Genomic DNA, 15,351 nt, shown 5'->3' with positions numbered 1-15,351 from the left:
CTGGTTCCGGTCGACCGTGTAGGCGCCACGCAGGGCAAACGCGCGCGACAACACGCTCATATCGGCGAACGAAACGAGAGCGATAGCGATAGCGGCGCCACTCAACTCCCGTACGTCACGCAGCGACACAGCGGGAAGACGAACCGCCGCCAAACCTTCTGGTAGCCGGCCTACGGTAGCGATACCGACACGGGCTTCCGGTTCCATGAACCAGACCGCCGCGGTTGCCGTGGCCACGGCAATCAGGGTGCCGGGAAGTGCAGCCGCGTACCGCTTGAGCAACACAATCGCCGTTAGGCACGAAACGCCTATGGCGCAGGCAGCCCAATTCATGTGTCCGGTGACCACACCCTGGAATACCATTTTCACATCGTCGAGGAACGTCCCGCCCGGAACTGCAAGACCGAGCAACCTCGGAAACTGGCTCGCGAACAGAGCTAACGCGATCCCATTGAGATACCCGTACTGGATCGGCTTCGAAAGAAGGTCTGTGACAAAGCTCAGTCTGAGCAGTCCGATCAAGACGCAGACAATGCCCGACAGGATCGCCAGCATGCCGGCAAGCACGAGCGCCGATTCTGGGCGGCCGCCGGCGAGAGGAACGACGGCAGCCGCGATCAGCGCTGTCAGTGCAGAGTCGGGGCCGAGAACAAGAATCCGGCTTGGACCGAAAATCGCGTAGGCAAGCAGAGCGGCGATGCGCGAAGCTGAGCCCTGTCGGCACGAGCACGGCGGTTAGCACGATGCCCGCGAACACGTCTTTTGCCAACCAGCCAGGTTCATAGGTTCGGAACGTGGCGACGGCCGGCACCCAGCGCGATATTCCTTCCGGTATCGGGTGAGTGCTACGCGGCAAAGGCGGGCGGTGCTTCATAGGAGGGCAAGACTCGGGACGCTGGGTTGGGCACTGTCGCACCACAAACGTCGCATGCGTTTGTGTTTTCCCAGGCAAGAAGCCGCTATTTGGAGTATTCCCGTGATTAGACCATGATGACGGAGTGGCCGCCCGACTACCCCAGGCAGCGCTCGAAATACTGTCGAGTCATGTTGCCGGTGTTGGCGCCCACAATTGCCGCTAGCCGCGCCAATCATTTTGCTAGCGTCGAATTTTCCGAAAACGACCGTATAGATCGGTCAAAAATTGGGAAATCGAGCGATTTCATGCTGTTGTAGCGGAACAATGATTGAGCGACACGTTGTCCAGTAACTTTGCTAGCGTCGATTTGGTGTTCTTTAATGCTGGGAGCGAACGAACACTCCCCCACTTTTCGTCCGCTCCCGGCAATTGTCACCAACATCGGCCGTGGGCCCGGGCGCCTGCCGGCAGTCCGGCGTTCACGTCATTGCCTGTTCGCGATGACTCCGGTGATCAGATGTGCGGGTTTTTCGGGGAGAATTCGGAGCTTTCGAATGCGAACTGGCACTCGTGCACGCGGTGGCGCGGCACGGCTGGCGTGAGAAGGCCGCGTGAGGATATGATCAGGTGAATCGCGAAGCGCGGACCACTGCCTGTGTGATTGGCGCGGTTGGGCCACAGCGCATTCGGATCGGAACTGGGCTGTAGAGACTTTGCGGGTGCTGAGCCGGCAGCGCGGAGACGCGTAGCAGACTGTGGCGCTCACGCTAGAACAATCACTGTTGCAAAATGACAGCGCTATGCGGTCAACAACTCATGACGATCAAACCGACCGCCCTGCAGAAAGGTGATGCGTTTCGCGACGCGATCGCGGACGTATTGCGGACCAAGTACTCCGACGTGCGCACCGAGGTTCGCCTGGGCAACTCGAAGAAGGTCGATATCGTGTTCAGTCGGCACGATTTTGGGCGTCGTACGACGTTCGGGGTCGAGTGTAAGGACTATGCACGGCCACTGACCAAAGAGCAGATCAAGACGGAGATCTACAGCGACTACGATCCGCTCGTCAGTTCGAGGGAACTTGACAGGGTGATCATTGCGACGTCGAAAGACGTCGGTGCGGACGCGCGGGGATACGTCGAGAATGTTCCGTGGCTGAGCATTCAGACGCAACGACAACTCGAAGACGAACTGCTCGGGCTGCATGACTATATCGAGTGGCTTGCTAGGCTATTCGAGAATGAGAACCAGCTGAGCTCGTACTACGTCGAGGCAAGGCTCGTTGAACATGGCCCCGCCGTTGAGCATGTAGAGACCTGGCTTCGCGATATCAGTGCGAAGCCACTCGCTATCATGGGCGGCTACGGCAAGGGAAAGACCAGCTTCGCACTTCGTATTGTGTCGGAACAGGCAAAACGGTACCTTGTGGATCCTACCGAGCGAATGCCTGTGCTCATCAGGCTTGGCCAGGTCGTGCACGAAACGCAGCTCGAAGGGCTTTTCGGAAAGGAATTTACTGCACGTCAGCCGGCAAACGACTTCAAGTTTCGTACGCTCGAGTATCTGAACGACGCTGGCAGGCTCTTCATCGTGCTCGATGGCTTCGACGAAATGAAGCACGCAATGTCAGCCAGCGATTTCCGCGCGAATTTCCGGGAATTCAACCGCCTGTTGCGACCAAAGGCGAAGGTCATGATGCTTGGGCGTCCGAACGCCTTACCAACCGACGCCAGGCAACTCGTATTTCGGGGAATGCGGGAATTTGAAAATTCGACCTCCCTTCCTGACCCGAACTACCGCGAGTGGTCCGAAGTAGAGATCGACTTTTTCAACGACCACGAGATCAACCAGTTCTTGGACACGTACCTGCTACATCTGACAGCGGAACAGGCGACTCTGCCGGCTGATTTCAGAGAGGCGAGGGTCGCGGAAATTCGCCGAGAGGTAAATGCGGACCTGTTGCGCAGGCCCGTGCACGCGAAGCTTGTGGCCGAGCTCGCTTCGACGCCGACATTCGACCTTCGAGGTTTCACCCGACATACGCTGTACTCACAGTTCATCGAACGTCTGATAGAACGCGATGTAGATGGCAAGTTGGCGCGGCGTATCATTGCTGTCGCCGACCGGATTGTCTTTCAACGCGAACTGGCGTGGTGGTGTTGGACCAAGCCCGGCATGTCGCAGGGCTCATTCGAGCGCGATACCGTGCCGGTGTCCCTTCTGGAGGGGCTTCCGAATGGCGGTGCGACAGACATCGAGACAAAGCTCACGGAGTATCTGGTCGCTACGTTGACCGAAGAGAAGGAAGCGGGGGTGCTGTACTTCGCACACCGCTCGTTTCTGGAATTCCTTGTCGCGGAAAAGGTGAGAACGTGGACACCCTCAGCGGATCAGCATGTCCAGCTTGCTGCCGGACTCAACGTCGACATTCGCGAGTTTCTCGACGCGGCGCCGGACCATTCGCACCTGCGTAACTGGTATGCAACGTTAGGAGCATCGTCCGGGCCCTTACCTATGGAGTATCTGAAGTACTTCCAAACCGACGCTCTTTTGGTTCAAGAGATCAGTCAGAGTCCGGCCAGCCGAGCGACCGTTGCCGATATCGCGATCCTCGGTCTGGTAACAGTCGGGGCGGACAAGACTTCGACCGAAATCGAATCGCTCATCGAATTCCTGACGGAGGCGGTAATCGATGCGCCCGAAGGGCCAGCGACGATGGCGATTGCGTGTCTTGTCCGTCTGCGTTACGAGCTTGGCGAATTCGATGCGATCGTGGCTCTAACACTGGGCCTTTTGATGCGCGTGATCAGCCGCATGAAAGACGCCCCAAACCAGGGGTTATCGTACTTTCCGTGCGAAATATGGCGGTTTGATCCTAAAAGTCCATGTGGATCAATTACTTGCAAAATCGCCGAATGCGAGAAAGTCGAAACCGCGGAGCCATACTGCAAGCGGCGCTTCACGCGACTACCGCCAGATTTGGCACGATTCGGACGATTACCCCCTATCGGACTCCGCCCGATCGGGCCAGAGAAGTCGTGTGGCAAATTTCTCGCACGACGCCGCAGGTTATGCGCGGTGATCTGACCGGATACGCGAATTTCGATAAGCGCTCCGAAGTAGGCAAGATCAAGGCGCCCGTGATGCTGCTTCGCGGCGATGCTGACTGGCTTGTCTATCAGGAAAAGGTTGAAGAAGCGGCTTCGCGCATTCCCGGCAGCAAGATCGCAGTGCTGGCCGGCACTGGCCACTATCCGATGACCGAGAATCCGCTCGAGTTTTGCGACACAGTTCGCAGTTTCCTGCATGACGCTGGCCTGGGAAGAGCCAGCCGATAGGAGCATGAGGTCGGAGCGCCGCGTGACTGGCGATACACAGCGCTCCGTCGCCCTTTTTGGCGGTCCGTCCCCGACGGCGCCAGTCGGATGATGTAAGCAACGGCCGGCTGGCTGAAGGCGTCTCTGCCCGAAGCGTGCTGATCGTCGTCAATAAAATAGACGTCCGCGTCCGGACAGAAAGTAGTTCGTGCCGGCCTGCACCTGGTGAAGTTCGCGTTGCTGGCATCGTCCGCGCCGGTTGCATCGGTCTACATAGGCAACGCCGCGAGAAGCGCCGGAACAATCTGATACCGCTTGTCCGTGGCCAAGGTAATCCACGGCTGTGCTTCCCGTGCGAGATACGCGACGTCGCGCACGCTGCTTATGCTTTTCATCTCGAACGCCGGCCGGAATGCCGGGTCCACTCCATCGACGAACGCCTCCAAGAAGCCTGTACCTCCTCACTGTCACGGAACGTCCTGTCTTGCCTAACGAGGGCCGAGCTGGTCCGGAACCCTTGAGAATCTCGTAACCCAGTGAGCAAAACCGCAGAGATGGTGGTCGAGAACCTGCGTGGTTGCAGCTTCTATCTGCCACGGAGGAATTGGGCATGTCTAAAAAATGGGGGCAGCGGAGCGTTCGGCAACCACGGCCGTACCATTGCATGACGTAGGGAGCCGCGCTCTCAGCGCGCATGTGGGCGCTGCGCTACGTTCCAGATGACTGCCACGATTGGCGTCCCATATTCGTTACCGAAGACAGCGGTCCCGGGCACGTCATGTAGAACCCGCTCTCGACCGGAACCAGGGCGTTGCCACGATGAGCATTTGCAGACCCGTACCGTACGCCGGTGCCACTGCATCCGTCGCCGATGCGTTGACAGGCGAACGGCCTACCCCAGGAAGTCACCACTTGACGCGGAAGGGATGTTGTTTTACCTTAGTTTTTGTGATCACACATCAAATATCACAACGTTGAGCGCGTAACGCTACCGTTGCTTGTTTGAGCGCAACGCCGCTTGCGGTTGAAGCCCCGATCGCGGAGATCCCCGCGATCGGGCGACCGGCGGCCATCGTCAATTTCCCGCTTGTTTCACCACGCTTGAAGGAAACAACATGCTCTTCGATTTGGATGAAGTTCCAGTAACCCTTCGGGGCGAGCCTGCGTATGTTGCCGAAAACGCCACTATCGTGGGATCCGTCACGATCGAGCGCGACGTTTCAGTGTGGTTCAACGCTGTGATCCGGGCCGATAGCGACCGCATTCTCATCGGCCGGGGCAGCAACATCCAGGATGGCGCGGTATTGCACGTTGACCCTGGCTTTCCGCTGGAAATAGGGGAAGACGTGAGCGTCGGTCACAAGGCGATGTTGCACGGGTGTCGGGTTGGCGACGGCAGTTTGATTGGAATCAACGCCGTAGTCCTTAATGGGGCCGTCATCGGTCGCGAATGCCTGATAGGCGCAAATGCGCTAGTTCCAGAAGGCAAGGAGATCCCGGATCGGTCATTGGTCGTGGGAACGCCGTGCAAGGTATTGCGCACCCTGAGTGACGAGGAGGTCACAGGCTTGCGCAAGAACGCGGAAGGCTATGTGGAACGAGGCCATCGGTATGAACGCGGCCTGCGGGCGAATACGACGCCGAACCTCGAGGTCCAGGCGGAGGGCGATACCCCTATGTGGAAACCCCGCGCGTCGCAGGTCGCAAAGGCCACCATGAGCGCATTCTTGAACTGGGCAAATGACCGATATGACACGCGTCATGCCAGTTATGCCGAGCTTTACGACTGGTCGATCACCGAAACGGAGCAGTTTTGGACGGGTGTTTGGGACTTCTGCGACCTACGCGCTAGCATCAGAGGCGACACCGTTGTTCAGAATGGAAAGAGCATGCCAGGCGCGCGATGGTTTCCCGACGCGCGATTGAACTACGCTGAAAACATGCTGCGCGCGAAAGCTGAGACCGACGCGGTTGTGTTTTGGGGCGAGGACCGAATCAAGCGGCGCCTCACACACAGAGAACTGTACGACGCTGTCTCCCGCTTCGCTCAAGCCTTGACGGCGGCTGGCGTGGCCGAAGGCGATCGTGTTACAGGGTATCTGCCCAATATTCCAGAGACGCTCGTCGCGATGCTGGCGACGGCGAGTCTCGGTGCGATCTGGTCATCCACCTCGCCGGACTTCGGCGTTCAAGGGGTGCTCGACAGATTCGGCCAGATCGAGCCGAAAATCCTCATTTGCGCCGATGGGTACGTTTATGGCGGCAAGCGTCACGACTCTCTTTCCCGCGTGGCGGAGATAGCCGCAGCATTGCCAAGTGTTGAGCACGTCGTCGTCGTTGAATTCATGCGCAACGATCCAGACGTAAGCAACATTCGAGGTGCCGTCAGGCTCGCGGACTTTATTGCCCCGCATGCTTCGAAAGAACTGACTTTCGCACAGGTTGCATTTGATCACCCGCTCTTCATTCTCTATTCTTCAGGCACCACTGGTGTGCCAAAGTGCATCGTGCATGGGCACGGTGGAGTCCTGCTGCAACACCTCAAGGAGCACACGCTTCACAGCGACGTAAAGGCTGGCGATAGAGTGTTTTATTACACGACGTGTGGCTGGATGATGTGGAATTGGCTCGCTTCTGCATTGGCTGTCGGGGCAACTGTCCTGCTTTACGACGGGTCCCCATTCGCCGATGAGGGTCGTATCCTCTTCGACTATGCGGAGGCGGAGGGAATGACTCACTTCGGCACCTCGGCAAAATATCTCGATGCGCTAGCTAAAACGGGGTTCAAGCCCAGGGAGTCACATTCGCTCCAGAGCCTGCGCACCATCATGTCATCCGGGAGCCCTCTTGCTCCCGATAGCTTTGATTTTGTTTACCGGGACGTCAAATCCGAGGTTTGCCTGTCGTCGATTTCGGGCGGTACGGATATTGTCTCGTGCTTCGCACTCGGCAACCCTGTGCTTCCAGTATGGCGCGGTGAACTGCAATGCCTTGGCCTTGGCCTTGCGGTCGAAGTCTGGGACGAATCCGGCCGACCGGTGCGGAGCTCCAAAGGCGAACTTGTGTGCGTCAAGCCTTTCCCAGCAATGCCGATCGGATTCTGGAACGATCCCCAAGGGACCAGATACCGTGCAGCCTATTTCGAGCGCTACTCCGGCGTCTGGTGCCAAGGAGACTTTTGCGAACTAACTGCGCACGACGGCTTGATCATTTACGGACGTTCCGACGCCGTTCTCAATCCTGGTGGCGTTCGGATCGGCACCGCCGAAATCTATCGTCAGGTAGAAAAATTGCCCGAAGTACTTGAGTCGATTGCGATTGGACAGGCGTGGGAGAATGACGTTCGAGTGGTCCTGTTTGTAAAGCTTAGAGAGGGATTGACTCTTGACGAAACATTGATCGCGAACATCAGACACCAGATTCGGGCGAACACGACACCGCGTCATGTCCCAGCGAAAATCCTCCAGGTAACGGATATTCCGCGGACCAAAAGTGGGAAAATCGTTGAACTGGCTGTACGGAAGGTCGTTCATGGTGAAGCCGTAACAAACATCGATGCGCTTGCGAATCCTGACGCTCTGAGCCACTTCCGTTCTCGTGCGGAGCTTCGATCGTAAGGGAACGCAGCGGCCGGCATCTCACACTTACTGTGGCCCAACGCCTCCGAAAACGCCAGTGGCGGACAATCGGGCGCGTGCTAGTCGCGGAGAATCTTCTTCATCGTCCAGCTACTCCCACCGTCAACCCGGGCATGAAGCACGAGGCTAAAGGGGTGCCGTCGGGAAACGGATTTTCCTTACGGCATAATTTTCCGACGCACGGAGCACCGATAAGCGACTGTTTCGAGAAACGATAGCCATCATCCCCAGACGCGCAATGTGTCGGCGTTAGGCGCTCGTCCGTGGGGACTTGTCATCGTCGTTGCGTCGCTAAACGCCCGTGTCAACCCTGTCGCGCGTAAATGTCGTGCCATCGTCCAGCTGACGTGATGATCGGGAGGACCAAGCGGCTTAACATAAAGGTTGGCGCGAAGTAGCCGCGCAGCATCACTTGAGGTGGTCCCGACGAGACAGGCTGCACGGCGTGGCGTTTTAGCCAGGAGAAGGTCAAAGTCCTTAGCCAGCCGGCGGAGCTATCAGATCGATCTGGCAACAGCCCCGGGACTTCACGGTATTTTCACGGAGGTTCCCGTGCATGCATTCTTGTAAAGCAATGCCGCCTCCACGTCAGAGCAGCGACATCGCTAGCCGACAGCCTACAGGAAAGGCGCCAGCGCCGAGAGTCATGAATTTTCTTCACGATAGGGTGCGACGGCACCTAAGTCATCGGCCCGACCCCGGGTGCCAAGCGGAGACAGCATCTTCCATTCCGCAAACGTCCGACGCCGGTCGACAACGAGTGCAACCGACCGGCGATTGTGACGGAACGGGCGAAATCGATCTAGCCCAAGCAAGGCCGCCCAAGCAATTCCCGCCGCCCCGTCGCTGCTGATTGCTACCCCGCGAACCGTGGCTCTGGCATCCCCTTGACGCCGAGTCCAGTCACTGCAAAGAGCCCTCCTTTGTTGCGCTCTTTTTGCGGGATGCCCCACATCGGCCGACCCATCGCCGTGACATACAGGGTATCCAGATTCGGACCGCCGAACATGACGCTCGTTAGATTCCGAACGGGAAATGGTACGACCCGGTCCAGCGTTCCATCCGGCGCGTAGCGCAGAATGCGGCCACCGAATACCAGAGCGGACCAGATGAAGCCTTCGGCATCGACCGTCGCGCCGTCGAACGTGCCGGCCATATCGCGTGCCGATGCAAACACCCGCCGGTTCAACGCTGCACCCGTCTCGATGTCATAGTCGTACGCGTACATTTGCTTGTCGTACGTATCTGTGAAATAAAGCGTGCGATTGTCGGGGCTCCAGCACGGCCCGTTCGAACAACTGATGCCGCCGTCGAGGCGAGTGATCGTGCGGTTCGTGTCGACTCGGTAAAGGGCGCCGCTTCGCGTGGAACGTTGGCCGCGGTCAGCCTCATAGCGATCGAAGTCGTACGCCATTGTCCCGACGATGAACCGGCCTTTCCGGTCCACCTTGCCATCGTTAAAACGTGTCTCGGGATCGTCGCTTTCCGGATCACCAATCAGCTGTACGGTCTGTTGTTCAAAGTCGTAGAAGTGTATGCCGTTCGCGAGCGCTACCACTGCACCGCCGTGCTCACGTAGCGCCATCGAGCCGATATGATGCGGCACAAAAAAACGCTCGACTTCGCTGCCATCCGCTCGGCAACGGTAGATCTCAGCGGCTGTACTGTCGATCCAGTACAGCCGCTCTTCCTTCACATCCCAAAGAGGTCCTTCGCCCAGGTGATTATTTGCGTCGACCAGTAAGCGCGTTTCGATCATCGTCGTCTCCTATATACGATTCATTAACGGTAAAGCTCTTCACCTACGCATCAGCTTGGCCCGGCGGCTGAGTGTCCATATGGCGCTTTGTTGCCCACGCTGCCGGCGGCCGTTTTTCGCCGCCCGCTCCGTGCACATACCAGGTGGCCGACATGAAGCACCGCGATTCCGTCCTTGCCATCATGCTTTCTTGTCACGCAGAGTGATCACAGCAGCCAGCACCACCATGCCGTTAATGATGTCGCGCACGGCTGGCGGCACAGTCGTTCCCGCGAGCAGCGTGCCAAGCGCGGTGAGCAGCAGTGCGCCGCCGAACACGCCGAGGTAGTGTCCGCGCCCGCCCGTAATTAGCGCACCGCCCACGACAACGACTGCAATCGACGGCAGCAGGTAAGGATCTCCCATTCCAAGAAACGCCTGGCTGCTGAAACCAGCGAGCAACACCCCGACGATCGCGGAACACAGGCCCGAAAGGCAGTACACCGCGATCAGCGTCGCGCCAACCCGTACACCCGCCAGCTTCGCCGCGATCTGTGAGTTGCCAACCGCGTACACGCGCCGTCCGAACGGCGTGCGATGCAGCAGCAACAGCGCCACCGCAAGAAAGAGCGGCACGCTCCAGGCCGCGAGCGACAGCGGACCAAAGTGTCCGTTCGTGAATTCGCTAATGGCTGAGGGTGCCCACCCTTGTGGCGAACCGTTGCAGTAAATCAGCGTGAGTCCTTGCAGCAACCCGTTCGCGGCGAGCGTGACGACAATCGGCGGCAATCCGAGCACAACGACGCCAACCCCGTTGAAGAGGCCAACCAGCAGCCCAACACCAAGAACGAGAGGAACCGCCCACGCGGCCGCACCGTTTGCACCGAATGTGAGGCCTGTAAGCAGCACTCCCGATAACGTGATCAACCAGGGCATCGAGAGGTCAAGTCCGCCCGTCAGAATCACTGCCCCTTGCCCGAGACCGAGGATCGCGAGGAACAGCGTCAGGGTCAGTAGACTGCTATAAAAATTGGCGCTCGCCAGGACCGAAGGGCCGTAGACAAAACCAGTGATTGCAACGACTACAATGAAGAGCACATACGCGGGTACGACATATTTGACCCATTCTCGATTGCGCTCGATCCAGTCGCTGATGAAGCGTCCCTTCAGTTCCTTGTTTTCAATCGGCTGAAAATCCGCCACTTCGAATCTCACTCGCCGCGCATCACGACTGTCCTTTGCACGGGTGCCGGTCCGCACCGCTTTCATCCATTGCGAGGCGTACCGCGCGCAATGATGCGCGGCGGAATCCTTGCCGATCGATGAGCCAAGCACGGCCAGGATGAGGATCGTCGCTTCGGCAATAGTGGTGTAGAACGCCGACACATTCAGAACCAGCAAGATGTTGACGGTAATCATCAACGTCATTGCAGCGAACACCGTGCCGACACACCCGCCGCGTCCACCGCCAAGCCAGGTGCCGCCGAGAACCACAGCGGTGAACATCGACAGTAGCAGTGGTCGTCCGACGAGCGGATCGGCTGATCCCGTCTGAGCTGACACGTAGAGCCCCGCAGCGGCGTAAAACATGCCCGCGAGCGCATACGTAGCAATTCGGTATCTGGTAAGAGGCATGCCGTTCGCATATGCGCCGTCCGGATCACTGCCAAGCGCGTAGAGGCCGACGCCAAAACGCGTACGCTTCAGGAAAGACCAGATGAGCAGCGCCAACAGGAGCACGGCCGCGGACATAGGGATTTTGTCTGGGATCAGGTCCGAGGTGATGAAACCGCCGAACTGTTCACCGATGACGCCGCCTGGCTTATCCTGGATGAGCAGCGTGAGCCCCTGTACCATGAACATCGTGGCGAGCGTAACCACGATCGATTGCAGCCGGAACCATGCGATCAATGCGCCGTTGACAAGGCCAATGCTACCGCCAATCGCAATGATGAATGAAACGCCGCCCCATTGTTCGAGGGGCGTGCCCTGCACGAAGCGCACGGCGAGAACGTTAGAGAGCGATACAACCGCCGATGCCGAGAGGTCGAACCCGCCGGAGAGCACCACGATTGTCTGACCGATCGCCGCCAGCGCGAGCGTGGTACTGCTCGAAATGACCGACCCAATGTCGTAAAGACCGACGTGCGTCGCCGAAAGCGACATCCAAGCGAACAACATCGCGAACAGAGCGCCGATGGCGATAATCAATCCGCGGTAGTGATCCACCCGTGCGCCAAATCCTAGCCGGACGCCGGGACGCACGATTTCGCTGTCGGGCGAAGCAATTGCGTTGTTCATAGGAACCTCTGACTGGTTGATGCGTATGATTCGGACTTCAACTCGAAAGCATCTTGCGCATGACCTCTTCTTCGGTCAGTGCGTCGCCTTCGAGCTCCGCGACATTGCGCCCTCTATACATGACCGAGACGCGGTCGCAGACATTGACCAGTTCGGGGACGTCGGTGGAATAGAACAACACCGAACCGCCCGCCGCGGCAAACGCACGCATAAGTACAAAGATCTGGTGCTTGGTGCCTACGTCAATGCCGCGCGTCGGATCAAACATCAGCCATACGCGGCTTTGCGTGAGCAGCCACTTCGCCATCGCGATCTTCTGCTGGTTGCCGCCGGAGAAAGACAGACATGGCTTGTACAGCGCCCTCGGATTTACCTCCATCTCCGCGAGCGAGCGTGCGATCGCGGCCTGCTCACGCTTGCGGTCGATCAGCCCGAAACGCGAGAAGCGCTTGATGATCGGAAGTGACACGTTCTCGCCGCCGGGAAGGCGCAGAAAGAGCCCCTCAGTTTTGCGGTCTTCGGGTAGAAAGGCGGTGGCTACGCCAGCCTTGAGTGAGTCGGCGGTGGACGTCAGCGTTACCGGCTTGCCGTCGATCAGAATCTGCCCTTCGTCAATGAACTCGGCACCAAAGAGCGCCTCGAACAGCTCACGTTGGCCCATTCCCTGCAACGCAGCAATGCCACGAACTTCGCCCGCCTTCAACGTCAGGTTGAAGTCGGTCACGACGCCGTCCACCTTGATACCGCGCGCCTCTATCGCCGGGATCGGACTCCGCACGGGTGCCGGCACCTTCGGCGGATATTTCGCCTCCAACGAGCGACCGATCACGAGGCGGATCACTTCGTCATCGGAGATGTTGGCCGTCTCGAATGCACCGACGTCCTTCCCATTGCGATATACCGTGAGGCTGTCGCAGAACTCCCGCACTTCCTGCATCCGGTGCGAGATGAAAACGAACGTCACGCCGCGCGCCTTCATCTCATCGATACGCCTCGATAGCCATGCGACGTCGCGCCCCGAGAGCGCCGAGGTCGGCTCGTCGAGCAGCAGCACCTGCGGTGCGCGCACAATCGCCTTCGCGATCTCGATCTTTTGACGCACGGGTAATGCGAGGTCGCGGATATATGCTCCTGGGCGTACTTCATGGAGTTCCAATCCGTCGAGCCATTCGGAGACCATCCGTTGCGACTCCCGACGCTTGATAAGCCCAGTCCAGGTGGTCGGTTCGTATGACATCAGGAGGTTCTGCGCGACCGTGAGGTCGCGCACGAGTGTCATCTCCTGAAAGGCGGTTTGCACGCCCGCGCGATGCGCGTCCTTCGGACCGTGCATCGTCACTTCCCGGCCCATCACGGAAATGCTGCCGTCATCCGGCCGCATGAGTCCCGACAGCAGTTTGACAGTCGTCGACTTCCCTGCGCCGTTCTCGCCGAGAAGCGCGTGAACGGCTCCGCGCTTCACGCGGAACGAGGCTTTGTCGAGCGCGACGGTCGCGCCGAAGCGCTTTGTGACATTCGACAGATCGATTGCCCATTCGCTCGTCATTGCATTTCTCCTTAGACCCCGCGATTTCAGTCGGGCTTGCCGCTGAGTGCAGCGTTGAAGCCGACTTCGCTCGTTTCGGCAGAAAAGATGTCGGCGAACCAGCCCGGCGGCACTTTGTCCGGCGGGAATGCTGTGCAGCCGGCCCTGAGTTCATCAATGGAACCAGTCTTGCACAACTTAGATTCTGAGGTCAGAACGAGCGGCAACTTGAGCGTCACATGAGCCGGGAAATCCTTGCCTTCGAGCTTGCCGACGGCCAGTTTCAGTGCAAGCGCGCCCGAGTACGGCGGCGATCCGTAAGAGATCGAGCGGTAACCGATCGAGCGGTAAGCTCCCTCGCCTTTTACGGTTCCCGGGGGCAGCATCTGCACGCGATGGCCGTTCGACGATTCGCCCGCGCACGGTTTGATCTTGTCGTCCGGGATGCCCGCTTCGAGCTGCATGGATGCCGCCGTGAAACAGCCGACCTGCATCCACAGACCATCGATCTTGTCCCACGAGTTCGTCGCGAGGATCTTCGAAAGCTCGGTCTTCGCGGTCGCCTGGCTCCACATGCCGGTGCCCTCGGCAACGATCTTGATGCCGGGATGCTTCGCGAACACTTCCTTCGCGGCCTCGGTGCGTGCGCGGTCCACTGACGTGCCGGGCACGCCGGTGATCATGACGATATTGCCCTTGCCGTTGAGCGTTTTCGCGAGCCATTCCGCAGTCACGGTGCCCGTCTGCTTCTGGTCGATCGTCACGTTGTGCGCGCACGGCTCGGTCACTTCGCCGTCATACGCCGCCACCACAACGCCCTTGGAGCACGCGTTCTTGATCGCGCGGTTCAACGCAGTCGGCGAGATCGGATAGATGACGATGGCCTTGGCGCCTGCCTGCACCATCGAGTTGATCTGCTGGATCTGCTTTTGCGCGTCGGTGCCGGCGACCTGAACCTCGAGGTCAACCTTATCCCTAAGCGCAGGCGTCGCGGCCATTGCCTTAACCATGTTGGCCGCCTCGGTCTGCCAGTCGTTGCCGACATAGCTCATCGACAAAAACACCTTGTACTTGTCGGCGGCCGACGCGTTACCTGATACAGTCAACGCCGCAAGAACCGCGGTGCCGAGCACAAGCCGGCCCGTAAGACGTATTGTGTGCTTCAAAGCTTCCATGTCTTCCTCCTATCCTGCACCTGGTTGGGTTTCTAGCTTTCGATATGCTGCAGACGTGCACCTGCGGGTAATTCGATGCCCGAGGTTCCAGGCACGACGTCGGGGTCATGGCCCGGAATGACGAAATCGGCGATTTGCCGGATGCGCTTGAGCGATTGCAGTTCGGCGAACGTCTCGTGGACGATGCCCACCGGTACGAGATCGACGATGTTTTCCATGCAATTAGCGCAGTCGCCAGCAATCATTACGACGCCATCTTCAGTACTCACGGCGACCGACTGATGACCGGGCGTGTGGCCCGGTGTTGGAACGACACGCACCCCGGGTACGATGTCAGCCACGCCGTTCACGAACTGCCAGCGAAAATACGCAAGCGGCTCGCGACCGATCAGAAACTCCTGGTAATACGTTGCCTGTGTCGGAAGAGGCGTGCCTGCGTACTCCCACTCGGCCGCCTGAATCACGAAGCGCGCATTGCGAAAAAGTGTGTTGCCGCCAGAGTGGTCGTAGTGCAGATGCGTATTGATAACGATATCGACATCGTCTGCGCTCCAGCCCACGTATTCCTTCAGAGCGCGTTCGAGCCGCTCTTCAGGCGCCTGTTCGCACGGACACACAAAGTTCGACACCCATGTCGGGTCATGAATGCCCGTATCTACAACGATCTTCTTTTGCGCGCCGACAATCGCGGAGGACCACACCGGTACCTTTATCCGCTGGCCGAAGTAGCGGCCGCAGACCTGGGACGAACGATCGACTGTGAGCCAGCCCGTAGGCATCGCAACAACCTTCAGCGTATTC

The 15,351-nt window shown here is 58.8% G+C and carries 10 protein-coding genes; 3 read left to right on the top strand and 7 right to left on the bottom strand.

The genetic code is table 11. From position 1 onward, the window contains the following. Nucleotides 1–657 (bottom strand): SulP family inorganic anion transporter (locus P0D80_RS46695; protein ID WP_408294705.1); only part of this gene is annotated, 657 nt, incomplete at its 3' end. A 1,015-nt stretch (nt 658–1,672) separates the two neighbouring features. Between P0D80_RS46695 and P0D80_RS46690 the strand changes: the two genes are divergently transcribed. Both P0D80_RS46690 and P0D80_RS46685 read left to right on the top strand, forming a co-directional pair. Continuing rightward, the gene (locus P0D80_RS46690) at nt 1,673–3,943 is read left to right on the top strand and encodes an NACHT domain-containing protein (protein ID WP_408294700.1); all 2,271 of its coding nucleotides are present in this window, start codon (nt 1,673–1,675) and stop codon (nt 3,941–3,943) included. Next, nucleotides 3,928–4,194 carry an alpha/beta fold hydrolase gene (locus tag P0D80_RS46685; RefSeq protein WP_408294697.1) on the top strand — a complete coding sequence of 89 codons (267 nt, stop codon included), beginning with the start codon at nt 3,928–3,930 and terminating at the stop codon, nt 4,192–4,194. Before P0D80_RS46690 ends, P0D80_RS46685 begins: the two co-directional genes overlap by 16 nt. A gap of 248 nt (nt 4,195–4,442) precedes the next feature. Here the strand turns inward: P0D80_RS46685 and P0D80_RS46680 are convergent, their stop codons facing one another. Next, entirely contained in the window at nt 4,443–4,619 is a 177-nt protein-coding gene (locus P0D80_RS46680; protein ID WP_408294694.1) for a hypothetical protein, read from the bottom strand. A 669-nt stretch (nt 4,620–5,288) separates the two neighbouring features. Here P0D80_RS46680 and P0D80_RS46675 point away from each other — a divergent pair. Beyond that, a complete protein-coding gene (locus P0D80_RS46675) occupies nt 5,289–7,790 on the top strand; it encodes an acetoacetate--CoA ligase (protein WP_408294692.1) in 2,502 nt (833 codons plus the stop codon). Nucleotides 7,791–8,667: 877 nt separating this feature from the next. Here the strand turns inward: P0D80_RS46675 and P0D80_RS46670 are convergent. From P0D80_RS46670 to P0D80_RS46650, 5 genes are all read right to left on the bottom strand, one after another. Then, nucleotides 8,668–9,570 carry an SMP-30/gluconolactonase/LRE family protein gene (locus P0D80_RS46670; protein ID WP_408294689.1) on the bottom strand — a complete coding sequence of 301 codons (903 nt, stop codon included), beginning with the start codon at nt 9,568–9,570 and terminating at the stop codon, nt 8,668–8,670. 180 nt (nt 9,571–9,750) lie between these two features. Next, entirely contained in the window at nt 9,751–11,850 is a 2,100-nt protein-coding gene (locus tag P0D80_RS46665; RefSeq protein ID WP_408294686.1) for an ABC transporter permease subunit, read from the bottom strand. A gap of 37 nt (nt 11,851–11,887) precedes the next feature. Beyond that, nucleotides 11,888–13,396 carry a sugar ABC transporter ATP-binding protein gene (locus P0D80_RS46660; RefSeq protein ID WP_408294683.1) on the bottom strand — a complete coding sequence of 503 codons (1,509 nt, stop codon included), beginning with the start codon at nt 13,394–13,396 and terminating at the stop codon, nt 11,888–11,890. A 26-nt stretch (nt 13,397–13,422) separates the two neighbouring features. Then, on the bottom strand, nt 13,423–14,550 hold the full coding sequence (locus P0D80_RS46655) for a sugar ABC transporter substrate-binding protein (RefSeq protein WP_408294681.1): 1,128 nt from the start codon (nt 14,548–14,550) through the stop codon (nt 13,423–13,425). Between the two features lie 32 nt (nt 14,551–14,582). Next, on the bottom strand, nt 14,583–15,344 hold the full coding sequence (locus P0D80_RS46650; protein WP_408294702.1) for an N-acyl homoserine lactonase family protein: 762 nt from the start codon (nt 15,342–15,344) through the stop codon (nt 14,583–14,585). Nucleotides 15,345–15,351 lie beyond the last annotated feature (7 nt).

It is taken from the genome of Paraburkholderia sp. RL17-373-BIF-A (assembly GCF_046030175.1).
Classification (GTDB): domain Bacteria; phylum Pseudomonadota; class Gammaproteobacteria; order Burkholderiales; family Burkholderiaceae; genus Paraburkholderia.
The sequence above is the reverse complement of the archived record's forward strand: the minus strand, read 5'-3'. Positions and strand labels throughout refer to the sequence as shown.

What these genes read in the sequence shown, in the direction of transcription:
- P0D80_RS46675 (WP_408294692.1), top strand. Translation starts at nt 5,289, where the DNA reads ATGCTCTTCGATTTGGATGAAGTTCCAGTAACCCTTCGGGGCGAGCCT.
- P0D80_RS46670 (WP_408294689.1), bottom strand. Translation starts at nt 9,570, where the DNA reads ATGATCGAAACGCGCTTACTGGTCGACGCAAATAATCACCTGGGCGAA.
- P0D80_RS46665 (WP_408294686.1), bottom strand. Translation starts at nt 11,850, where the DNA reads ATGAACAACGCAATTGCTTCGCCCGACAGCGAAATCGTGCGTCCCGGC.
- P0D80_RS46655 (WP_408294681.1), bottom strand. Translation starts at nt 14,550, where the DNA reads ATGGAAGCTTTGAAGCACACAATACGTCTTACGGGCCGGCTTGTGCTC.
- P0D80_RS46690 (WP_408294700.1), top strand. Translation starts at nt 1,673, where the DNA reads ATGACGATCAAACCGACCGCCCTGCAGAAAGGTGATGCGTTTCGCGAC.
- P0D80_RS46685 (WP_408294697.1), top strand. Translation starts at nt 3,928, where the DNA reads ATGCGCGGTGATCTGACCGGATACGCGAATTTCGATAAGCGCTCCGAA.
- P0D80_RS46660 (WP_408294683.1), bottom strand. Translation starts at nt 13,396, where the DNA reads ATGACGAGCGAATGGGCAATCGATCTGTCGAATGTCACAAAGCGCTTC.